Here is a 19,386-nt window from a genome sequence, read left to right on the forward strand (position 1 = left end):
ACCACGTTGAATCTCCCTTAATATGCGATTCTCAACCCTCCAGATCGCGGCTTTCTGACTCAGTAAGACTAAAGCGCAATGAGATCAGGTCGAACCGCGGCGGCAGTGTGCTCCCTCGCCCCGTTCTTACGGGGAGAGGGTTGGGGTGAGGGGCTCTTTCCGCGTATTCGGAGATCGCTGCATTTGCGGAGAGTCCCCCTCACCCGGAACGCATCTAACGATGCGTTCCGACCTCTCCCCGCACACGGGGCGAGGTGAAGCATTAGCCCCATTTGTGGAAGATCAGAAACGCGCCGGCGGCGATGAAGGCAAATCCGAGCGCGTGATTCCAGCCCAGCGGCTCCTTCAGGTACAACACCGAGAAGGCGGCGAACACGACCAGCGTGATCACCTCCTGCATGGTCTTGAGCTGCGCCGCCGAGTAGACCGCGCTGCCCCAGCGATTGGCCGGCACCGCCAGCCAGTATTCGAAGAAGGCGATGCCCCAGCTCACCAGGATCACGATGGGGAGCGAATGATCCTTGAACTTGAGATGGCCGTACCAGGCGAAGGTCATGAAGACGTTCGAGGCGAACAGCATCAGGATCGGCAGCAGCGACGGCGAAATGGCGGGCATCGAATGTCCTCTTGCAAGCAAAGCACGCGGTAACCCGCAGGCACGGAACCGGGTTCCGTGCCGATCTGCATATCATTTGATTTGAAAGCAGCGAAAGCTGGTTCGGCCCCCGCAACGCCCGCTTAACGGTCGGGACGGAAATGCCGGCGCGGTTGCGGCCCTGTCGTCAAACTGCGGCTTTATCGTTCGTTTGATAGATAGCGAGAACGCGCATGCGGTTCGACTGGCGTGCAATTTCAGGTCCGGCCCTGACGGCGATCACGGCATCCGCCGCCTTCCTGCTCGATCGCCTCGTTGTCGCCGTCCCCAATCCCGCGCCGCTGTTCGTCTGCATCGTGGCGCTTGCGAGCTCGATCAGCGGCATCACCTCCGGGCTGATCTCCGCCGCGATCGCGGTGGCCGCCTCGGCGCTGTTCTTCCTCAATCATCGCGCGCTGCCCGGTTACGACACCGCCGACGTCGCGCGGATGCTGATGCTGGCGGCGACCGCGGCCGGCACCGCCGTGATCACCGGAATGCTACGGCAGAAATGGATCGACGCCTTTGCCGCGGACCAGCAGCATCACGCCACCGCGGAGCGGCTCGCAGCCGCGCTCGACCAGGTCGACATCGGCATCGTGCTGCTCGACGCCGACACCCGCGCCGAATTCATCAACCGCGCCTTCCGCGACTATTTCGCGCTGTCGGATGCGCAGGCCGAGAGCAAGCCGCCCTTCGTCGCGCTGATGTATCACGGCCGCGACACCGGCGCCTATGAACTGCCGGAAGACGAGCTGAGCGCGTTCATCGCCGAGCGCATCGCGATGATGCGCGCCGGCGACTCCACGCCGATCAATCTCAACCTCGCCGACGGCCAGGTGCTGCGCTTCAGCTGCACCGCACTGCCGGACGGCGGCCGCATGCTGAGCTACACGCCGGTCACCGACCTCGTGCGGCACACCGACGATCCCGCCAAGGCCGATGAATATCGGGCCCAGCGCGCCGGGCGCGAGCGCCGTCTGGCGCGGCTGCTGCGCGCCGCCGAGTGAGGCGCGACCTCGTCCGCAATTGATCCTGCGAGATAGCGACGGTAGAACCTTGCGAGCGGTGCGGAGACATCGCCCGCAACGCAGGATCATCCAGGAATCCTCCATGGCCGACGACGTCACCATCCGCTTCGTCACCCGCGACGACTACGCCCAGTGGCTTCCTCTGTGGGACGGCTACAATGCCTTCTATGAGCGATCCGGGCCGACCGCGCTCGCGCCCGAGATCACCGCGATGACGTGGGAACGCTTCTTCGATGCCTATGAGCCGGTGCACGCGCTGGTCGCCGACGCCGGCGGCAGATTGCTCGGGCTGACGCATTATCTGTTTCACCGCTCGACCACGGCGATCGCGCCAACCTGCTATTTGCAGGATCTGTTCACCAGCGAAGCCGCACGCGGCAAGGGCGTTGGCCGCGCGTTGATCAACGGGGTTTACGCGCAGGCCAGGCTCGCGGGATCGCCACGCGTCTACTGGCAGACGCATGAGACCAACCACACCGCGATGCAGCTTTATGACAAGGTCGCAGACAAGCCGGGCTTCGTCATCTATCGCAAGATTGTCTGAGCGGATCTTCGCGGCCTGTGGATTGAACAGAGGTGTCACCGGCACGTTACAAAGCCCGGCTAGGCTTCCGCTCGCGCAGATCAGGCCCCCCGTCTCAGATCTTCGCCAAGCGGTCCCCGTCAGTCGCCGCGTCTGACCGGGACCGCTTTTTTTGCGGCATCTCATTTTGCGACATCGTCATGCGTGATCGGCGGTAGGACGGCACCTTGCCGGGCCCTAGTGTGCTTGTCACAATACGCGGCACCGCTCGCCTATCCCACAGGATTGTCTCATGGAAATTCGTAATCTCGGCGGCTCCGGGCTGCGCGTGTCCGCGGTCGGCCTCGGCTGCAACAATTTCGGCCAGCGCACCGACCTCGAGACCTCGCGCAAGGTGATCCACAAGGCGATCGATCTCGGCATCACGCTGTTCGACACCGCCGACATCTATGCCGGCATGGGCGGCTCGGAGACCGTGCTCGGCACCGTGCTGGGCGACCGCCGCAAGGACATCGTGCTCGCCACCAAATTCTCCAAGCCGATGGCGACCGACGGCACCAAGCAGGGCGCCTCGCGGCGCTACATCATGTCGGCGGTCGAAGCGAGCCTCACTCGCCTGAAGACCGACTATATCGATCTCTACCAGCAGCACGACTACGATCCGCTCACCCCGATCGACGAGACGCTGCGCGCGCGGACGATCTCGTCCGCCAGGGCAAGGTGCGCTACATCGGCAACTCCAACTTCCCGGCCTGGCGGATCGCCGAAGCCGAGTACGTCGCGCGCCAGATGAACATGAACCGCTTCGTGTCCTGCCAGGACGAATACAGCCTCCTGGTGCGCGGCATCGAGAAGGACCTGCTGCCGGCGGCGCAGCAATACAATCTCGGCCTGCTGCCGTTCTTCCCGCTCGCCAGCGGCCTGTTGACCGGCAAGTACCAGCGCGGCGCCGCTGCACCCGCCGATACCCGCTTCGCCAAGGCGCCGGCCCTGAAGGATCGCTACGTCACGCCGCGCAACGAGGACATCGTCGAGAAGCTGCAGGCGTTTGCCAGGGAGCGCGGCCACGCCATGCTCGAGCTCGCCTTCTCCTGGCTCGCCGCCCGCCCGCAAGTCGCAAGCGTCATCGCCGGGGCGACGCGTCCCGAGCAGATCGAGCAGAACGCCAAGGCGATCAGCTGGAAGCTCTCCGCGGAGGAGATGGCGGAGATCGATGGGATAACGAAGGCGTGAAGCGAACGGCACTCTCTCCGCTCCCTCTCCCCGTCCTTTACGGGGAGAGGGTTGGGGTGAGGGGCATCTATCCGCGCAACTCAGTCTGAATTGTAATCAACACACCCTCGACGTTGCCGAGCACATCGTTGTTCCAGAAGCGAAGCACGCGATAGCCCTCCCCGGTGAGATACCAGTCCCGGACCACGTCTGCAGCTGAGTCCGCGTGCTGACCGCCATCCACTTCGATCACGAGCCGTCGCTCGCGGCAGACGAAGTCGCAAATGTAACTCCCGACCGGCACCTGCCGTGCGAACTTATGGCCATCAATCTGGCGATTGCGGATGCGATTCCAAAGCACGGTCTCCGCGTCCGTTTGATTGGCGCGCAGCCCTTTCGCGAGTCGGATAGGTGTTTCCTTGCGGCCACGCATTGCCCTGCCCCTCACCCGGAAGCAACGCGATGCGTCGCTTCCGACCTCTCCCCGCAAAGAGCGGGGAGAGGTTGAGGAAGTCAAGCCACCAGCCCCTTCATCGGCTTTACCGGGGCGCTGTCCGGAAACACGGCATCGGCCAGCACGCGCTCGCCGAGGCCGAACTGGTCGTGCAGCACGCCCTTGATCACGGCGCGCAGGTCGGTGGTCGGGGCGAGGTCGCGGGCCTGGTAGAGATTGGCGGGCTTGAGGCCGGGCCAGTCGGTGATCATGCGGCCGCCATTCACCGCGCCGCCGGCGAGCAGCGCGATGGTGCCGGTGCCGTGGTCGGTGCCCTCGGTGCCGTTGATGCGCGCGGTGCGGCCGAACTCGGTCGCGACCACGATCACGGTGTCGCGCCAGCGCGCGCCGAGGCCGCTCTGGAATTCCGCCAGCGCGCCGTCGAGGCCGCCGAGCAGTTGCGCGAGGCGGCCGACCGGCCCGCCTTCATTGGCATGGGTATCCCAGCCGTCGAAGGCGAGCGCGCCGATCCTCGGGCCGTCGTCGGCCGCCATCAATTTCGCGGCGCCCCGCGCCACGAGGCGCATCGCCGCCACGCCGCCCGCCCCGGGCTTCGGCTTCATCTCCTCGCCCTGCACCTGCTTCTCGAGCTGCAAGCCTTGCGTCAGCGCGCTCGCCAGCGCCGGATCGCGGTGCTGATAGAGATCGAGCAGCCGCATCGCGGTGTCGTCGGCGGCTTGCGGTAGCGCGGTCGGGGCCCAGCCGACGGTCGGCGCCGCGCCGCGCAGCACCAGCGGCGTGGTCGGGCCGACCGCGAGCGCGCTCGTCACCCGCTCGCCTTTCGGCAAGGCCTCCAGCGCGCGATTGAGCCAGCCGGACTGCACGCGGCCCGGACCGGGGAAGCCGCTTTCCAGCACGTCCTGACCGTCGAAATGCGAGCGATCGCGATAGGAGGTCGCCACCGCGTGAACCACCGCGGCCTGCTTGGCGCGATACATCCGCGAAAATTCCGGCATCGCCGGATGCAGGGCGAAGAACTGATCCAGCATCACCGCCGCGTTCGGGCCATCGGGGCGCAGCGCGATCGCGCCGTGCAAGCCGGCATAATCAGGATCGCCGACCGGTGCGACCGTGGCGAGGCCGTCGAGTGCACCGCGCAGGATGATGGTGACGAAGCGCGGATCGCGGCCATCGGCGGCGCGCGCGAATTTCGGGAGGTAGGCCCAGGCCGCAAAGGAGGCGCCGCCGAGCAGCAGCGCGCGCCGCGACGTCGCCTGCAGCATCAGGCTCTCGGAGCATTCCATCGTCATCTCCTCTGGAACTCGGGCGACATCAACAGCAGCGCCAGCGCCTGCTGCCGCGATTCCGCGCGCTCGATGGTGCGCCGCGTCTCGGGCGAGGCTGCATCGGCGGCAATGAGCTCGAGCAGGTCGCGCGGGTCGAACCGGTCGGCGAGCTGGGAGGCGACTTGCGCCGAAATGTCGAGCCTGAGCTTGATGCCTTCAGGCGCCGCCCAGGCCGCGGCGGTGTCCGAAAATCCGTTCGGCCCGGCCGGCGACCACAGCGGCTGGCCGAGCACATTGAGGCCATTGAGATAGCGGCTCGGATCCTCGGGATTGCGCGCCAGCAGGCGGCCGGAGGCGACCAGGAATTCGTAAGGCGAACGCATCTTTGTCAGCGGCGCGTGCCAGGCCTCGCTGGACTGAACGAGCGCGGTGGCCAGCGCCCTGAGATCGCCGTCCGTTTTCGTGAACATATCCTGCAGCCTCGCCACCAGCGCCGGCGGCGGATCGTCGGCGACGAAGTGGCGCGCGAACTTGGTCGCGATGAATTTTGCGGTCGAGGGATGCCGCGCGATGTCCGCCAGCACCGCCTCGCCCTGCGCGACGCCCGCCTGCGCGTAGCTCTTGCCGAGCACCTGCTGCGGTCCGGGCTGGTGCGCATTGGCGTTGAACACGAAGCTGCCGGGCACACCTAACTGCCCACGGCGGCCGGCAAAGGTCCAGCCGGTGATGACGCGCGCCAGCGCCGTCACATCGTCCTGGGTGTAGCCGCCGCCGACGCCGAGCGTATGCAGCTCCATGATCTCGCGCGCGAGATTCTCGTTCAGGCCGCGATTGCGGTTGATGCCGGCGCGCGACTCCGGGCCGAGCGATTGCTGGTTGTCGAGAAAGAACAGCATCGCCGGATGCTGCTCGACGGCCTTCAGCATGTCCGGGAAGCGGCCGAGCACATGCGGACGGATCGCCTCGCGCTCGAACGAGCCGGCCCACATCCGCGCCAGCGCGCCCTTGTTGGCGGAGACGCAGAAGTGGTTGGACCAGAACACCACGAGCCGTTCGACGAAGCCGCAATCGGCGACCACGCCGCGCTGCAGGCGCGCCAGCGCCTCGGCGCGGAACGTCTTCTGGATGATGTTGAGCGGTTGCGCCGGCGGCTTGGGGGGACCGGGCACCGTCTGCATCGTCGGAGGCTGCATCGGAGCCGACGGCGTCATCGCCGCGTTGGCGCCATCGGCGCCCTGCGCCTGCATCGCCGGATCCTTGCCGGCGATCTCCTTGGCGGCAGTGGACAGCGACAGATTGCGCCGCTGCGCCGGCTTTGCGTCGGACCCTTGCGGCGGTGTCTCGCTCGCGCCTTGCTGCGCGACCTTCGCGGCATTGCGCGCCTGCTGGATCTCGAACTGATAGTCGAACACCTGCTTGCCGAGCTCCGGCGTCGAGAGCAGGCCCGGCACTTCGAGCAGCGCGCCGTTCGGACGCGCCAGTTCCGCCAGCACGAAACCGCGCGGATCGGAGGCGGCGTTGATGAAGTCGCCGGACGCCCCGCCGCGGGCACCGAATCCAAACCGGTTGAGAGCAACCAGCGCGGCTTGCGAATCACGGGCCATCAGAATTCCCTTAACGGCCTATCCCGGCTATATCAGTTGCCTGGCATCATAGCGCGGTCCGGGATGAACCCGAGATTAATTCGCGCATTAAATCGCGGTTAGAATGGACCTCTCGTCAAACGATCGTTCCAAACCAGCATCTCCGCGCCAGCTTGCCTGCACGGCATGCGGCAGCGAATTTTCCTGCTCGCTCACCGGAGCATGCTGGTGCTGCGATGAGAGTTTTCGCCTGCCGATGCCGACCGACGGCGGCGACTGCCTGTGCCCCGCATGCTTGCGGAAGCTCGCGGAACAGCAAGCAGCGGTGAGCGCCACGTGAACGCACGCTGGACCGTCGACGCCGTCCTGCTCGACATGGACGGCACGCTGCTCGACACCGAGAAGGTTTACTTCGACAGCCTGGTCGCGGCGCTGAACGTGTGCGGCTACACCGACGACGTCGTCGCGCTGTGCCACTCCATGGTCGGGCTTCCCGGCCCGGTCTGCGAGGCGATGCTGCGCGACCATTACGGCGCGGCGTTTCCGCTCGCGGACGTCAACCAAGCGTTTCTCGAACATCGCGATCGGATGATGCGGTCGGGCCTGCCGCTCAAATCAGGCACGCTCGCTCTGCTCGATGCGCTCGCGCTTGCGGAGCGCCCGATGGCGATCGTCACCTCGTCATCGCGCCGTTCGGCCGAACGCAACCTCACCCTCGCCGGCATTCGCGCGCGCTTCGACACGCTGCTGACGCTTGACGATGTCGCGCAGGGCAAGCCGGATCCCGAGCTCTATCTCAAGGCCGCCGCGCGGCTCGGCGTGAGGCCGGCGTCCTGCATCGCGGTGGAAGACTCCAACCACGGCGTCGCCGCCGCCCACGCCGCCGGCGCGATCACGCTGATGGTGCCGGACATGGCGCCGCCGACCGACGAGACCCGCGCGAAATGCGCAGCCGTGTTGCCGGACCTCAACGCCGTGCTGGCGCTGCTGCAGGAGCGCGGCGCGCTTTAGCCGTCATTGCGAGACGGCTCGCCGCAGGCTGCTGCACCTCTCCCGCTTGCGGGGCAGGGAGCGCACCGCCTTCGCGACTACCATTCAACCTACTCTCGTCATGTCCTAACCCCGCTTACGCCCTGCTTCCCCAGCGCCGTCTCGATCAGTGTGCGCGCGGCCTCGCCGGCGGTCTCCATGTAGCTCGGGTCGCGATGCAGCAGCACCACGGCGAACGATCCGTCCAGCAGCAAGAGGATCTGCCGCGCCAGTTTGAGCGGATCGGCGATGCCCTGCTCCGCGAAGGTCGCGCGCAGCCAGTCCTCGAACTTCTTCTTGTGCGCGGCGCCGATCCTGATCGCGGGATGCCCGGGCATGTTGGCGAGTTCGGCGGAGGTGCGCAGGAAGCCGCAGCCCTTCCACTTCGGATGCCGCGCCGAGCGCGCGAGGTTCCTGAAGATCGCCTCGACCTTCACCGGCAGGCCACCCTCGGCCTCCGCGAACCACTTTCGGAACAGCGCGAGATTGGGCTGGTCGCGCGCGGCGAGATAGGCAGCGACCAGATCGTCCTTGCTCTTGAAGTGATAGTACAGCGTGCGCTTGGTGAGGCCGGCCTTGGCGGCGACCTCGTCGACGCTGACGCGGCGAATGCCTTCATTGTAGAACAGCGCGCTCGCCGCCTGGACGATGCGCTCGCGGGTGGGCTCGGAGGGTCTGGGCATGGCGCTATGTATACTAACCAGTGAATATACACAAATTGCGGCTGGCCCTACATTCGGCCCGACACACAATTGCTGGAGACTGCATCATGCCCGCCCCCATCCTGCTCGAGATCACCGACACGATCGCCCTGATCACCCTGAACCGTCCGGAGCAGCTCAACGCGCTGAACTACGCGCTGATCGATCAGCTGATGGCCGCGCTCGACCGCATCGAGGGCGACGCTGAGGTGCGCGCCGTGATTTTGACCGGGGCCGGCGAGCGGGCCTTCTCGGCCGGCGCCGACATCAAGCAGTTTTCCGAGAGCGTCAAGCAGGGCTCCGCCGTCGCGGTGCGCGACTTCGTCCGCCGCGGCCAGGCCATGACCGCGCGGCTCGAGGCATTCAAGAAGCCCGTGATCGCCGCGATCAACGGGCTCGCCTTCGGCGGCGGCTGCGAGATCACCGAGGCGGTGCATCTCGCTGTCGCCAGCGACCGCGCGCTATTTGCAAAACCCGAGATCAAGCTCGGCATGCCCCCGACCTTCGGCGGCACGCAGCGGCTGCCGCGGCTGGCCGGACGCAAGCGCGCCCTGGAGCTGCTCCTCGCAGGCGATCCGTTTCCGCCCGAGCATGCGCGTGAGATCGGGCTGGTCAATCAGATCGTGCCGCACGATCAATTGCTGACGGCCGCGCGCGAGCTCGCCGGCCGCATCACCAGGCATTCGCCCGGCGCCGTCGCCGGCACCATCACCGCTGTGACGCGCGGGCTCAACATGCCGATTGCCGAGGGCCTTTTGGTCGAGAGCGAGCAGTTCGCCGCGCTGGTGCCGGGCCGCGATCTCGCCGAGGGGCTCGCGGCGTGGAAGGAACGGCGGCTGGCGAGGTATGTCGGGGCTTGAAAACCCGCGAGTGCTACATCCGTCATTGCGAGCGAAGCGAAGCAATCCATCGACCCGCATACGCGGAAAGATGGATTGCTTCGTCGCTTCGCTCCTCGCAATGACGGAGGAGTTCGCCCTACCGCACCACCGCCGCGGTCTGCCCGAACAGCAACTTGCGCTCTTCCTCGGTGCGGATCGCGGGCTGGCCGAAATTCGGATTGACCTCCTTCGCCTTGGCATAGGCGCGCACGGTCGCCGGGCGCTTGCCGATCGTCTCCAGCCAGCGCTTCAGATGCGGGAAATCGTCGATCTCCTGGCCCTGGTTCTTGTAGGGCACGACCCAGGGATAGCTCGCCATGTCGGCGATCGAGTAGTCGCCGGCGACGAATTCGCGGTCGGCGAGCCGCTTGTTGAGCACGCCGTAGAGCCGGTTGGTCTCGTTGACATAGCGGTCGATCGCGTAAGGCAGCTTCTCGACGGCGTAGTTGCGGAAATGGTGGTTCTGCCCGGCCATCGGCCCGAGCCCGCCCATCTGCCAGAACGTCCACTGGATCGCGTCATAGCGGCCATGGATATCGGCCGGCAGGAATTGTCCGGTCTTCTCGGCGAGATAGAGCAGGATCGCGCCGGACTCGAACAGCTGTAGCGGCTTGCCGCCGCCCTTCGGCGCGTGATCGAGGATTGCGGGGATGCGGTTGTTCGGCGCGATCTGCAAAAAATCCGGCTTGAACTGATCGCCCTTGCCGATGTTCACCGGGAAAATCCTGTACTCCAATCCGGTTTCCTCAAGGAACATCGTTATCTTGTGACCGTTCGGCGTGGACCAGTAGTGAAGGTCGATCATGGGCGTGATCCTGCATTGCCAGGGACTGCCGATGTCGTGCATCGGCGAGAAAGATGCGAATGCATGGAGTTGGACGCATAACCGCAGCCAAGTCAATGGCGCCCGCATTGCACCGCGCGCGAATGTGATCTGCAAGCAGCGCAAATGCCCGATTGAGCCGCGTCCCGATTGCTCCTAGGCTCAACGTGTTTGGTATTGAAAAGTTTTCAAAACACGGGGGATTGCGATGACGCGGGATTTGGCACGACGTGATTTCCTGAAAGGTTCGGCGGCGCTCGCCGGCGCCGCAGCCGCGGGCGCCTTCTCCTGCGTCGAGATCGCGAGCGCCGCACCGATCGAGGTGCCGACCGTCGACAAGCTCTCGATCCGCGTGCTGGTCGATTCCAGCTTCGATTTGTTCTTCAAGCCGAAGCAGGCCGGCGGCGTCACCATCGCGCCGCCGCCGCGCTCCGCCGACTACCAGAAGTCGCTGCACAATGAATGGGGCCTGTCGCTGTGGCTGGAGTCGGAAGCCAAGGGCGCACAGCGCACGCTGATGCTCGACTACGGCTACACGCCGGAGGTGCTGCTCAACAACATGGCGCTGGTCGGCGTCGATCCGGCGAAGCTCGATGGGCTGATCGTGAGCCACGGCCACTACGACCATTTCGGCGGCCTCAACGGCTTCCTCGACAAATTCCGTGATAAACTACCGGCCGACGTGAAGCTCTATGCCGGCGGCGAGGACAATTTCTGCCACCGCGTCAGCGCAACGCCGACCAAGGGCCAGTTCAACGATTTCGGCACGCTCGATCGCCGCCAGCTCGCGGCGCAGCGCGTCACCACGGTGCTGTGCGAGACCCCGACCGTGATCGCGGGCCATGCCTTCACCACCGGCAAGATCACCCGCCGCAGCATCGAGCGTGTGCTGCCGCAGACCTGGGTCGAGTTCGGCATCAAGGACGGGCTCGGCTGCAATGCCAGCCACTATCTGCCGGCCGAGATGGACGGCAAGATCGTGCCCGACGAGCACATCCATGAGCACGCCACCTGCTTCAACGTGCGGGACTTCGGCCTCGTCGTGATCTCGTCCTGCGGCCATGTCGGCATCGTCAATTCGGTGAAGCAGGCACAGGAGGTCTCCGGCATCCAGAAGGTGCACGCCATCGTCGGCGGCTTCCATCTCGGGCCGGCGCCGAAGGATTACCTCACCGAGGTGGTCGCCGAGATCAGGAAGCTCGACCCCGACGTGCTGATCCCGATGCACTGCTCCGGGCTCAACTTCGTGCAGGAGGCGACCGCGCAGATGGGCGACAAGGTGCTGGTCACGACGACGGGCAGCCGCCTCTCCTTCGGCATATGATCGCGCCGGTCCTGCGCGGCTTCGCTTACGCCGGCGCCGGCCTGTGGCTGACGCTGGCGCCGGTGCTGGCGGGCGATGCGCCGCCGCAATCGGCGCGCTCGGCCGCCGAGATCATGGACATCCTGATGTGGAACAGGGAGCCGGTCGGCGGCCCGTTCGCGCTGACCGATCAGGCCGGCCATGAACGCACCGACAAGGAGTTTCGCGGCAAGCTGATGCTGATCTATTTCGGCTTCACCACCTGCCCAGACGTCTGCCCGACCGATCTGCAAGCGATCGCCCTGGCGCTCGACAAGCTCGGCCGCGACGGCGACCAGGTTCAACCGATCTTCATCACGGTCGATCCCGAGCGCGACACCGCGGCCCACCTCGCGGAGTACGTGCCGATGTTCCACCCGCGCCTGATCGGACTGACCGGCAGCGGTGATGCGATCCGCAAGCTCGCTGATGCCTACAAGGTCTACTTCGCGCGGGTGCCGCTGAAGGATGCCGGCGACTATACCGTCGATCACACCGCCTACATCTATTTGATGGACCGCGAGGGCAATTATCTCGGCTTCTTTCCGCCGGGGACATCAGCCGACCGGATGGTCGAGATCATCCGGCCACGGCTCGCCGAACCGGTACGCTGACATCAGAGATTGGCAATTCCAGCCGCGTCAATACTGCGCCCCCTCTCCCGCTTGCGGGTGAGGTGAAGAAAGCAGTTCGGCAGGCGGATCGGACAAATCGCCGGACTCAATGTATCCGCCCATGCGCGCGCAAGAATGTCTCACCGGTTTCCGTCACCGTTACCCGCATGCCCTCAACCGAGGGACGGCGCGCGACATAGCCGCGGTCAACGGCGTCCTCCCAGATCGTCAGCCGCGGGCATGAGGTGCGCCAGACCTCGAGCACCTCGGTATAGCGCCGCGGCCCGCGCGCCACCCATTCCACGAGATCGAGCACCAGGGCGTCTGTGGTCTCTGTCATGTGGTCCTCGCCGGGATCAGCAGGGATTCATTGTCTCCGGTATTTCTGCGCCGCTTGGCCTCTTCCGGCAAACTGAGTTATCTTGACCTTGCATCAGTTTTCCTGAGGGTTCATGCGGCGGCTGCTCTTTCTCAACGGCATCAAGGCGTTCGAAGCCGCGGCGCGGACCGGCAGCTTCGCGGCGGCGGGCAGCGAGCTCAATGTCTCGGCCGCCGCGATCAGCCGGATGGTGCATCTGCTCGAGGAGCGGCTCGGCGTCGCGCTGTTCGAGCGCAAGGCCAACCGCCTCGTCACCACTCCGGCGGGCCGCGCCTATCAGGGCGGGCTGACGCCGATCTTCGACGCGCTGGCGAGCCTCACCGCGCAGGTCACGGCATCCGCGAGCGCGCGGGTGCTGACCGTCGGCGTCGGACCGACCTTTGCGCTGAAATGGATGATCCCGCACCTTGCCGAGTTCCGCAAAGCGGAGCCCGACATCGAGGTGCGGATCACGACCGGCGGCATGGCGGTGCCTTTCGCCGACGACTGGAGCTGCGGCATCCAGCTCGGCGACGGCCAGTGGCCAGGCCTCGTCGCCGAGCCGCTGTTTGCCGCCGACCTGATGCCGGTGTGCACGGCGCGGCTCGCCAACACCCTGAAGCGCCCCGCCGACCTCAAGGGCCCGAGCCTGATCCGCGTCGCGCATTCGCCCGACGATTGGCCGTCCTGGCTGAAGGCCGCGGGCGTGCCGCGCCTGACCGCGCGCGGGCCGGAATTCCAGTTTTACGGCCAGGCGCTGCAGGCAGCTAGCGACGGGCTCGGCATCGCGATGGGCATCCGGCCCTATATCGACGACGATCTCGCCGCCGGCCGGCTGGTGGCGCCGTTTGCGCTCAGCGTGCCGAAGGGCATGCGCTGGTATCTGGTCTATCGCGGCTTCCACGCCGAACAGCGCGATTTCGCCGCGTTCCGGCGCTGGATCATCCGCGCCGCGGCGGAGCCCGCGGCCCGCCGCAAGGGATCGCGCAGTGCCTGACGAGACCGTCGATACGCTGGTGATCGGCGGCGGCCAGGCCGGGCTCACCATGAGCCATCGGCTGAAGCAGCGCGGCATCGCCCATCTGGTGCTGGAGCGGGGGCGCATCGCCGAGCGCTGGCGCAGCGAACGCTGGGACGGCCTCATGTTCCAGTTTCCGAACTGGTCGGTGCGGCTGCCGGATTTCGCGTTTCCGCACAGCGATCCCGACGGCTTCTCGGACACCGCCGCCATCATCGCCTTCATCGAGGACTACGCCGCGTTCGTCGCGCCGCCGATCCGCTGCGGTGTCGCGGTCACCAGGCTGCGCCACGACGCCGGCGGTTTCCTCGCCGAATTTGCCGGCGGCAGCATCGCAGCCCGCAACGTCGTCATCGCCACCGGTCCCTATCAACGGCCGCTGCGGCCCGCGCTGCTGCGCGAGCATCCCGGCCTGTTCCAGATCGATGCCGCCGGCTACAAAAATCCGGCGCAATTGCCTGACGGCGCAGTGCTGGTGGTCGGTGCCGGCGCCTCGGGCGCGCAGATCGCCGAAGAGCTGATGCGCGCCGGCCGCGAGGTCTTCCTCTCGGTCGGACGTCACAACCGCCTGCCGCGCCGCTATCGCGGCCGCGACCTGATCTGGTGGCTGGCCGAGATGGGCATCGACCGGACGCCGGTCGAGCAGCGCGGCCCGTCGCGGCTGCTGCCGGTGATTTCCGGCGCCCATGGCGGCCACACCGTCGATTTCCGCCGCTTCGCCGCCGGCGGCGTGACCCTGCTCGGCCGCGTGACGGCGGCGCGCGACGGCGTGCTCGAGATCGCGCCCGATCTCGCCGCCAACATCGCCAATGGCGACGCCTATTACGCGACGTTCCTCGGGATCGTCGACGACTTCGTCGCGGCGCGCGGCCTCGATCATCCCGATGATCCCTTGGCGCGCCTCCGCCTGCCCGATCCGCCGTGCCTCACCGCGCCGCTCGACGCGATCGACCTGCGCGCCGCGCGGATCAGGAGCGTGATCTGGGCCACCGGCTACGGTCTCGATCTGAACTGGATCGACATACCGGTGCTGGATGCCGCCGGGGCCCCGCGCCACCGCCATGGCGTCTCCGACGTGCCGGGCCTCTATTTCCTCGGCCTGCAATGGCTGTCGAAGATGAAATCCTCGTTCCTGTCAGGCGTCGGCGACGATGCCGCGGTGCTCGCCGACCACATCGCCGGCCGCGGCTAGCTCCGGGTTCCTTTGCTGCGCGGAAATAAACACGGCGAGTTGTGAACTGCTTCACATTTAGCGCAACGCGCTCGTGCTTCCTATGAGAAGGGCATTTCGAGGTCGCACATGATTTACAGCGGTTTTGAGATCAAGTCGTTCGAAGTGGGGAAGGGGCAATGGCACGCCAGGGTTCAACGGGTCGATCAAAGGCCGGTCGTCATCGATGGCATGCTGTTTCCGACGCTCGACATCGGCTTTGCGTGGTCCGATCCGGATGCGGCGATCGCCGACGCGAAGCGGGCTATCGACCGGTTCCCGCAACGCTATGGCATGACAATGCCGGCGGCCGAAGCGTCGGCGTGACCGGTAACGTCGTGGTCGCCGCCGTCCCGCAATGCGAGCCGGATCCGGTCTGGCCGGCGCAGGTCCGCACCAGCTGCCCGGAATGTGCCGCATCGCTTTCGCTGCTGCGCGTGATCCCCGGCCGCGCCGCCGAATACTGGACCATGCGCTGCGACGGCTGCGGCGGGATCCATCTCGACATCGTCGACCTGCCGCGGGCGTAAAGTCCGCGAAGCCGCCGCCTGCTGACACCCTGCTGTCAGCAGCCTTGCCCGAGCAGCGATCCGGCCGCCGTTTGCCCTTTTCTCGCTGCCGGACTCGTCCCATATTCGGGGCATGGCGAAGACACCGAACACTCCGAAAAAGCCCGGCAAAACCCCCAAATCCAAAGCACACCGGCCCGAGGTCCTCCCGATCGGGCCCGCGCTTGCCGAATTGCTCAATCCGGCGATCAACCGCGGCGATGCCGGCATGGGTTCGGGCACCGGCCTGCAGCCGCCGCCGGACAATTCCTGGGACCGTCGCGCCGGCGGCGAGGCCGCCGCGCATCGCGCGCGGGCGTCGACGCGCGAGACCAGCGAGGGCGTCGCGAAGCGCGATGCTTCCGGGCTCGAGGAGGCCCCGCAGGCCAATTACGGAACCTCGGCCACGATCCCGACCCTCGATCCGGAACTGGCGCGGCAGCTCGGCCTGCCGACCGCCGAGGACGACGACGAAGCCCTGGCGCGGCCGCCGCGCAGCAAGATGGAGGCGCTCGGCGTCAAGGCGACTGCCGACGCGCTGGAGAACCTGATCCGCGACGGCCGCCCGGAATTCCGCAAGGACGACGGCTCGATGCGGGTGTGGACCCCGCACCGCCCGCCGCGCCCGGAAAAATCCGAAGGCGGCGTGCGCTTCGAGATCAAGTCCGACTACCAGCCGAAAGGCGACCAGCCGACCGCGATCGCCGAGCTGGTCGAGGGCATCGACCGCAACGACCGCACCCAGGTGCTGCTCGGCGTCACCGGCTCGGGCAAGACCTACACCATGGCCAAGGTGATCGAGGCGACGCAGCGCCCGGCGCTGATCCTGGCGCCGAACAAGACGCTGGCCGCCCAGCTCTATGGCGAGTTCAAGAACTTCTTCCCCGACAACGCGGTCGAGTATTTCGTCAGCTATTACGACTACTACCAGCCGGAAGCCTACGTCCCGCGCACCGACACCTATATCGAGAAGGATTCCTCGATCAACGAGCAGATCGACCGCATGCGCCACTCGGCGACGCGCGCGCTGCTCGAGCGCGACGACGTCATCATCGTCGCTTCCGTGTCCTGCATCTACGGTATCGGCTCGGTCGAGACCTACACCGCGATGACCTTCGCCTTGAAGAAGGGCGAGCGCATCGATCAGCGGCAGCTCATCGCCGACCTCGTTGCTCTCCAGTACAAGCGCACCCAGGCCGACTTCACCCGCGGCACCTTCCGCGTCCGCGGCGACGTCATCGACATCTTCCCGGCGCACTATGAGGACCGCGCCTGGCGGGTGAACCTGTTCGGCGACACCATCGAAACCATCGAGGAGTTCGATCCGCTCACCGGCCACAAGCAGGACGAGCTCGAATTCATCAAGATGTACGCCAACTCGCACTATGTGACGCCGCGCCCGACGCTGGTGCAGGCGATCAAGTCGATCAAATCGGAGTTGAAGCAGCGCCTCGACCAGCTCAACGACCAGGGCCGCCTCTTGGAGGCACAGCGACTCGAGCAGCGCACCACCTTCGATCTCGAGATGATGGAGGCGACCGGAAGCTGCGCCGGCATCGAGAACTATTCGCGCTATCTCACCGGGCGCCGCCCCGGCGAGCCGCCGCCGACGCTGTTCGAATATGTACCGGACAACGCGCTGATCTTCGCCGACGAGAGCCACGTCACCGTGCCGCAGATCGGCGCCATGTTCCGCGGCGACTTCCGCCGCAAGGCTACGCTCGCCGAATACGGCTTCCGCCTGCCCTCCTGCATGGACAACCGGCCGCTCCGCTTCGAGGAGTGGGACATGATGCGGCCGCAGACGGTTGCGGTGTCGGCGACGCCGAGCGGCTGGGAGCTGAACGAAAGCGGCGGCGTGTTCGTCGAGCAGGTGATCCGTCCGACCGGCCTCATCGATCCTCCCGTGGACATCCGCCCTGCCCGCACCCAGGTCGACGATCTCGTCGGCGAGGTGCGCGCCACCGCGGCGGCCGGCTATCGCTCGCTGATCACGGTGCTCACCAAGCGCATGGCGGAGGACCTCACCGAATATCTGCACGAGCAGGGCATCCGCGTCCGCTACATGCACTCGGATATCGACACCATCGAGCGCATCGAGATCATCCGCGACCTCAGGCTCGGCGCATTCGACGCGCTGGTCGGCATCAACCTGTTGCGCGAGGGCCTCGACATTCCCGAATGCGCGCTGGTCGCGATCCTCGATGCCGACAAGGAAGGCTTCCTGCGCAGCGAGACCTCGCTGATCCAGACCATCGGCCGTGCCGCGCGCAACGTCGACGGCAAGGTGATCCTCTATGCCGACAGCATGACCGGCTCGATGGAGCGCGCGATGGCCGAGACCACGCGGCGCCGCGAGAAGCAGGTCGAGTACAACGAGGCCAACGGCATCACGCCGGAGAGCGTGAAGAAGTCGATCGGCGACATCCTCAACTCCGTCTACGAGCGCGACCACGTGCTGGTCGAGATCGGCGACGGCGGCATCGCCGACGACGTCATCAGTATCGGGCATAATTTCGAGGCCGTGCTGAGCGATCTCGAAACGCGGATGCGCGAGGCCGCGGCCGATTTGAACTTCGAGGAGGCCGCGCGACTGCGCGACGAGGTCAAACGGCTGCGCGCCACCGAGATGGCCGTGGTCGACGACCCCACCGCCAAGCAGCGCAACGTGCAGAAGCAGGCCGGCGCCTATGCCGGCACAAGAAAATACGGCGATGCCGCCAACCTGCCGGTCAGCGCATTGAAGAACAAGTCGGCGCAGACCTCGCTCAAGGCGAGCCGCGGCGGCAAGTCCGGCTCACGCATCCACAAGCCCGATCTCGACGAGATGCACGGCCCGGAATCGCTGCCCTTCCGCCCCAGCGGCGCGCTGCCCGCCAAGCCGTTCGGCACCACGAGCCGCATCATCCAGCCGACCGACTCGCGGCAGTCGGGGCCGGAGTTCGGCCCGTCGCCGCGGTCGAGCGGCGGCGCGCCAGGCAAGCGGGGCGGGTGGAAGAAAAGGTAGATCATGACGCGCGCCGAGCTTCTCGCCTTCCTGCGGGTGCATCGGCTCGCGGTGGTCAGCACGGCTCACGACGGCGCGCCCCAGGCGGCGGTCGTCGGGATCGCGGTCAGCGACAATCTCGAGATCTTCTTCGACACGCTGACCACCTCGCGCAAATACCAGAACCTCCGCGCCGATCCGCGCGCGGCATTGGTGATCGGTTGGGACGCCGAACAGACCGCACAGGTCGAGGGCATCGCAGACTTCCCGAGCGGCGCGGAGCTCATCGCCTGCAAGCAGGTGTATTTCGCGGCGTGGCCCGACGGGCCGGAGCGCGAGACATGGCCGAACATCGGCTATGTGCGGATACGGCCGAACTGGGCCCGGTTCAGCGATTTTGGCGCGGTGCCGGCGCGGATCGAGGAAATGACTCTGCCGTGAGCCACGTTGTCTTGAGGCGGTACCTGATCACGTCACATCGAACGCCGCATGGTACTTCACATCCCCCTTCGGCGGATCGCCCTTCAGCACCAGCCGCTGAAAGTACGGGCTGGGCTCGCCGCCATAGGTCAGCGCGGGATCGCTGACAAAGCCGAAGCGGCTGTAATAGGCGGGATCGCCGAGCAGGACGCAGCCGTCAGCATTCATCGCCGCGAGGCGAGCAAGTCCCGCGCGGATCAGCGCGCCGCCGGTGCCCTGCCGTTGCAGGTCGGGTGCGACCGAGACCGGGCCAAGCCCATACCAACGTCCTACTACACCTTCGATCCGGACCGGCGAGAACGCGACGTGGCCGAAGATGCTGCCGTCGTCGGATACAGCGACCAGAGAAATCGTCAGCGCGTCAGCCTGGCGCAGCGCCTCGACGATGCGGGCTTCGGTGCCGCTGCTGTGCGGCGCTGTTGCGAATGCTGCCGCCGTGATGCGGCTGATCGCGGCGGCATCTTCGGGGCGTTCGTCCTTGATCTGCATGCTCGCAGATAAGGCCGATCGAGAACGGGGCGCAAGGGAAGCGCAAAGCTCGGGCAGATCATGTCGCGAGAATGCGGAGGTATGACTCACCGGCCGAACCACATATTCGGTGTCGTCCCTGCTTTCGCACTAGGTGGTGTGGACACTTATCGCAGCCATAGGACGATGGCAGCGAGAGTGACGACGGCCCGGTAATTCCGGGCGG

Annotated in this window: 21 protein-coding genes and 1 pseudogene; 14 read left to right on the forward strand and 8 right to left on the reverse strand. The window is 66.4% G+C overall.

The genetic code is table 11. The features are described 5' to 3' along the window. Positions 1 to 262: 262 nt before the first annotated feature. Positions 263 to 616, reverse strand: a complete 354-nt coding sequence (locus Q2M23_RS41315) for a DMT family protein (protein WP_028336063.1) — start codon at positions 614 to 616, stop codon at positions 263 to 265. Between the two features lie 212 nt (positions 617 to 828). Between Q2M23_RS41315 and Q2M23_RS41320 the strand changes: the two genes are divergently transcribed. The 3 genes and pseudogenes from Q2M23_RS41320 to Q2M23_RS41330 all read left to right on the forward strand — a co-directional run bounded on the left by Q2M23_RS41320 (position 829) and on the right by Q2M23_RS41330 (position 3,421). Then, the gene (locus Q2M23_RS41320; protein WP_076829885.1) at positions 829 to 1,644 is read left to right on the forward strand and encodes a PAS domain-containing protein; all 816 of its coding nucleotides are present in this window, start codon (positions 829 to 831) and stop codon (positions 1,642 to 1,644) included. A gap of 103 nt (positions 1,645 to 1,747) precedes the next feature. Further along, entirely contained in the window at positions 1,748 to 2,209 is a 462-nt protein-coding gene (locus Q2M23_RS41325) for a GNAT family N-acetyltransferase (RefSeq protein WP_172649052.1), read from the forward strand. Between the two features lie 271 nt (positions 2,210 to 2,480). Continuing rightward, a pseudogene (locus Q2M23_RS41330) lies at positions 2,481 to 3,421 on the forward strand (aldo/keto reductase). A gap of 67 nt (positions 3,422 to 3,488) precedes the next feature. Here the strand turns inward: Q2M23_RS41330 and Q2M23_RS41335 are convergent. From Q2M23_RS41335 to Q2M23_RS41345, 3 genes are all read right to left on the reverse strand, one after another. Next, positions 3,489 to 3,833, reverse strand: coding sequence for an endonuclease domain-containing protein (locus Q2M23_RS41335; RefSeq protein WP_057015131.1), 345 nt, complete (start codon positions 3,831 to 3,833; stop codon positions 3,489 to 3,491). An 80-nt stretch (positions 3,834 to 3,913) separates the two neighbouring features. Further along, a complete protein-coding gene (locus Q2M23_RS41340; protein ID WP_316399151.1) occupies positions 3,914 to 5,143 on the reverse strand; it encodes a DUF1501 domain-containing protein in 1,230 nt (409 codons plus the stop codon). After that, positions 5,140 to 6,723 (reverse strand): DUF1800 family protein, encoded by a 1,584-nt coding sequence (locus tag Q2M23_RS41345; protein WP_316399152.1) that lies wholly within the window; start codon positions 6,721 to 6,723, stop codon positions 5,140 to 5,142. The genes Q2M23_RS41340 and Q2M23_RS41345 overlap by 4 nt, the downstream gene beginning before the upstream one ends. A gap of 315 nt (positions 6,724 to 7,038) precedes the next feature. On the opposite strand from Q2M23_RS41345, the gene Q2M23_RS41350 reads away from it, so the two are divergent. Then, positions 7,039 to 7,713 (forward strand): HAD family hydrolase, encoded by a 675-nt coding sequence (locus Q2M23_RS41350; RefSeq protein ID WP_229191216.1) that lies wholly within the window; start codon positions 7,039 to 7,041, stop codon positions 7,711 to 7,713. A 98-nt stretch (positions 7,714 to 7,811) separates the two neighbouring features. Here Q2M23_RS41350 and Q2M23_RS41355 read toward each other — a convergent pair whose 3' ends face one another. Then, the gene (locus tag Q2M23_RS41355; protein WP_057019048.1) at positions 7,812 to 8,414 is read right to left on the reverse strand and encodes a TetR/AcrR family transcriptional regulator; all 603 of its coding nucleotides are present in this window, start codon (positions 8,412 to 8,414) and stop codon (positions 7,812 to 7,814) included. Positions 8,415 to 8,500: 86 nt separating this feature from the next. Here Q2M23_RS41355 and Q2M23_RS41360 point away from each other — a divergent pair, with 86 nt between their 5' ends. Next, entirely contained in the window at positions 8,501 to 9,292 is a 792-nt protein-coding gene (locus Q2M23_RS41360; protein WP_316399153.1) for a crotonase/enoyl-CoA hydratase family protein, read from the forward strand. Positions 9,293 to 9,410: 118 nt separating this feature from the next. Here Q2M23_RS41360 and Q2M23_RS41365 read toward each other — a convergent pair whose 3' ends face one another. After that, a complete protein-coding gene (locus tag Q2M23_RS41365) occupies positions 9,411 to 10,118 on the reverse strand; it encodes a glutathione binding-like protein (protein ID WP_316399154.1) in 708 nt (235 codons plus the stop codon). On the opposite strand from Q2M23_RS41365, the gene Q2M23_RS41370 reads away from it, so the two are divergent. The 3 genes from Q2M23_RS41370 to Q2M23_RS41380 are packed head-to-tail and all read left to right on the forward strand — an operon-like array spanning position 10,117 to position 12,092. Beyond that, positions 10,117 to 10,296, forward strand: a complete 180-nt coding sequence (locus tag Q2M23_RS41370; protein ID WP_316399155.1) for a hypothetical protein — start codon at positions 10,117 to 10,119, stop codon at positions 10,294 to 10,296. The two genes, Q2M23_RS41365 and Q2M23_RS41370, sit on opposite strands and share 2 nt — an antisense overlap. A 48-nt stretch (positions 10,297 to 10,344) precedes the next feature. Beyond that, complete coding sequence (locus Q2M23_RS41375; RefSeq protein ID WP_316399156.1) at positions 10,345 to 11,460, forward strand: MBL fold metallo-hydrolase; 1,116 nt, start codon at positions 10,345 to 10,347, stop codon at positions 11,458 to 11,460. Next, the gene (locus Q2M23_RS41380; RefSeq protein ID WP_316399157.1) at positions 11,457 to 12,092 is read left to right on the forward strand and encodes an SCO family protein; all 636 of its coding nucleotides are present in this window, start codon (positions 11,457 to 11,459) and stop codon (positions 12,090 to 12,092) included. Before Q2M23_RS41375 ends, Q2M23_RS41380 begins: the two co-directional genes overlap by 4 nt. A gap of 106 nt (positions 12,093 to 12,198) precedes the next feature. On the opposite strand, the gene Q2M23_RS41385 is transcribed toward Q2M23_RS41380, so the two are convergent. Continuing rightward, positions 12,199 to 12,432, reverse strand: coding sequence for a hypothetical protein (locus Q2M23_RS41385; RefSeq protein ID WP_057019043.1), 234 nt, complete (start codon positions 12,430 to 12,432; stop codon positions 12,199 to 12,201). Positions 12,433 to 12,544: 112 nt separating this feature from the next. Here Q2M23_RS41385 and Q2M23_RS41390 point away from each other — a divergent pair, with 112 nt between their 5' ends. The 6 genes from Q2M23_RS41390 to Q2M23_RS41415 all read left to right on the forward strand — a co-directional run bounded on the left by Q2M23_RS41390 (position 12,545) and on the right by Q2M23_RS41415 (position 18,653). Continuing rightward, a complete protein-coding gene (locus tag Q2M23_RS41390) occupies positions 12,545 to 13,447 on the forward strand; it encodes a LysR substrate-binding domain-containing protein (protein WP_069276582.1) in 903 nt (300 codons plus the stop codon). Continuing rightward, complete coding sequence (locus Q2M23_RS41395; protein WP_316399158.1) at positions 13,440 to 14,660, forward strand: NAD(P)-binding domain-containing protein; 1,221 nt, start codon at positions 13,440 to 13,442, stop codon at positions 14,658 to 14,660. The genes Q2M23_RS41390 and Q2M23_RS41395 overlap by 8 nt, the downstream gene beginning before the upstream one ends. A 108-nt stretch (positions 14,661 to 14,768) precedes the next feature. Continuing rightward, the gene (locus Q2M23_RS41400; RefSeq protein WP_038377734.1) at positions 14,769 to 15,005 is read left to right on the forward strand and encodes a hypothetical protein; all 237 of its coding nucleotides are present in this window, start codon (positions 14,769 to 14,771) and stop codon (positions 15,003 to 15,005) included. Continuing rightward, entirely contained in the window at positions 15,002 to 15,208 is a 207-nt protein-coding gene (locus Q2M23_RS41405) for a hypothetical protein (protein ID WP_371852155.1), read from the forward strand. The genes Q2M23_RS41400 and Q2M23_RS41405 overlap by 4 nt, the downstream gene beginning before the upstream one ends. Positions 15,209 to 15,320: 112 nt before the next feature. Next, positions 15,321 to 18,233, forward strand: coding sequence for an excinuclease ABC subunit UvrB (gene uvrB, locus Q2M23_RS41410; RefSeq protein WP_076829859.1), 2,913 nt, complete (start codon positions 15,321 to 15,323; stop codon positions 18,231 to 18,233). Between the two features lie 3 nt (positions 18,234 to 18,236). Beyond that, positions 18,237 to 18,653 carry a pyridoxamine 5'-phosphate oxidase family protein gene (locus Q2M23_RS41415; protein WP_076829856.1) on the forward strand — a complete coding sequence of 139 codons (417 nt, stop codon included), beginning with the start codon at positions 18,237 to 18,239 and terminating at the stop codon, positions 18,651 to 18,653. Between the two features lie 27 nt (positions 18,654 to 18,680). Here Q2M23_RS41415 and Q2M23_RS41420 read toward each other — a convergent pair whose 3' ends face one another. Continuing rightward, positions 18,681 to 19,181 carry a GNAT family N-acetyltransferase gene (locus Q2M23_RS41420; RefSeq protein WP_141343020.1) on the reverse strand — a complete coding sequence of 167 codons (501 nt, stop codon included), beginning with the start codon at positions 19,179 to 19,181 and terminating at the stop codon, positions 18,681 to 18,683. Positions 19,182 to 19,386 lie beyond the last annotated feature (205 nt).

It is taken from the genome of Bradyrhizobium sp. 33ap4 (assembly GCF_032654765.1).
Classification (GTDB): domain Bacteria; phylum Pseudomonadota; class Alphaproteobacteria; order Rhizobiales; family Xanthobacteraceae; genus Bradyrhizobium; species Bradyrhizobium australafricanum.

Excerpts from the sequence above, each read along its gene's own strand:
- Q2M23_RS41415 (WP_076829856.1), top strand. The coding sequence starts at position 18,237 with ATGACGCGCGCCGAGCTTCTCGCCTTCCTGCGGGTGCATCGGCTCGCG.
- Q2M23_RS41420 (WP_141343020.1), bottom strand. The coding sequence starts at position 19,181 with ATGCAGATCAAGGACGAACGCCCCGAAGATGCCGCCGCGATCAGCCGC.
- Q2M23_RS41315 (WP_028336063.1), bottom strand. The coding sequence starts at position 616 with ATGCCCGCCATTTCGCCGTCGCTGCTGCCGATCCTGATGCTGTTCGCC.
- Q2M23_RS41365 (WP_316399154.1), bottom strand. The coding sequence starts at position 10,118 with ATGATCGACCTTCACTACTGGTCCACGCCGAACGGTCACAAGATAACG.
- Q2M23_RS41385 (WP_057019043.1), bottom strand. The coding sequence starts at position 12,432 with ATGACAGAGACCACAGACGCCCTGGTGCTCGATCTCGTGGAATGGGTG.
- Q2M23_RS41380 (WP_316399157.1), top strand. The coding sequence starts at position 11,457 with ATGATCGCGCCGGTCCTGCGCGGCTTCGCTTACGCCGGCGCCGGCCTG.
- Q2M23_RS41360 (WP_316399153.1), top strand. The coding sequence starts at position 8,501 with ATGCCCGCCCCCATCCTGCTCGAGATCACCGACACGATCGCCCTGATC.
- Q2M23_RS41335 (WP_057015131.1), bottom strand. The coding sequence starts at position 3,833 with ATGCGTGGCCGCAAGGAAACACCTATCCGACTCGCGAAAGGGCTGCGC.
- uvrB (WP_076829859.1), top strand. The coding sequence starts at position 15,321 with ATGGCGAAGACACCGAACACTCCGAAAAAGCCCGGCAAAACCCCCAAA.
- Q2M23_RS41345 (WP_316399152.1), bottom strand. The coding sequence starts at position 6,723 with ATGGCCCGTGATTCGCAAGCCGCGCTGGTTGCTCTCAACCGGTTTGGA.
- Q2M23_RS41370 (WP_316399155.1), top strand. The coding sequence starts at position 10,117 with ATGGGCGTGATCCTGCATTGCCAGGGACTGCCGATGTCGTGCATCGGC.
- Q2M23_RS41355 (WP_057019048.1), bottom strand. The coding sequence starts at position 8,414 with ATGCCCAGACCCTCCGAGCCCACCCGCGAGCGCATCGTCCAGGCGGCG.
- Q2M23_RS41400 (WP_038377734.1), top strand. The coding sequence starts at position 14,769 with ATGATTTACAGCGGTTTTGAGATCAAGTCGTTCGAAGTGGGGAAGGGG.
- Q2M23_RS41340 (WP_316399151.1), bottom strand. The coding sequence starts at position 5,143 with ATGACGATGGAATGCTCCGAGAGCCTGATGCTGCAGGCGACGTCGCGG.
- Q2M23_RS41375 (WP_316399156.1), top strand. The coding sequence starts at position 10,345 with ATGACGCGGGATTTGGCACGACGTGATTTCCTGAAAGGTTCGGCGGCG.
- Q2M23_RS41325 (WP_172649052.1), top strand. The coding sequence starts at position 1,748 with ATGGCCGACGACGTCACCATCCGCTTCGTCACCCGCGACGACTACGCC.
- Q2M23_RS41390 (WP_069276582.1), top strand. The coding sequence starts at position 12,545 with ATGCGGCGGCTGCTCTTTCTCAACGGCATCAAGGCGTTCGAAGCCGCG.
- Q2M23_RS41320 (WP_076829885.1), top strand. The coding sequence starts at position 829 with ATGCGGTTCGACTGGCGTGCAATTTCAGGTCCGGCCCTGACGGCGATC.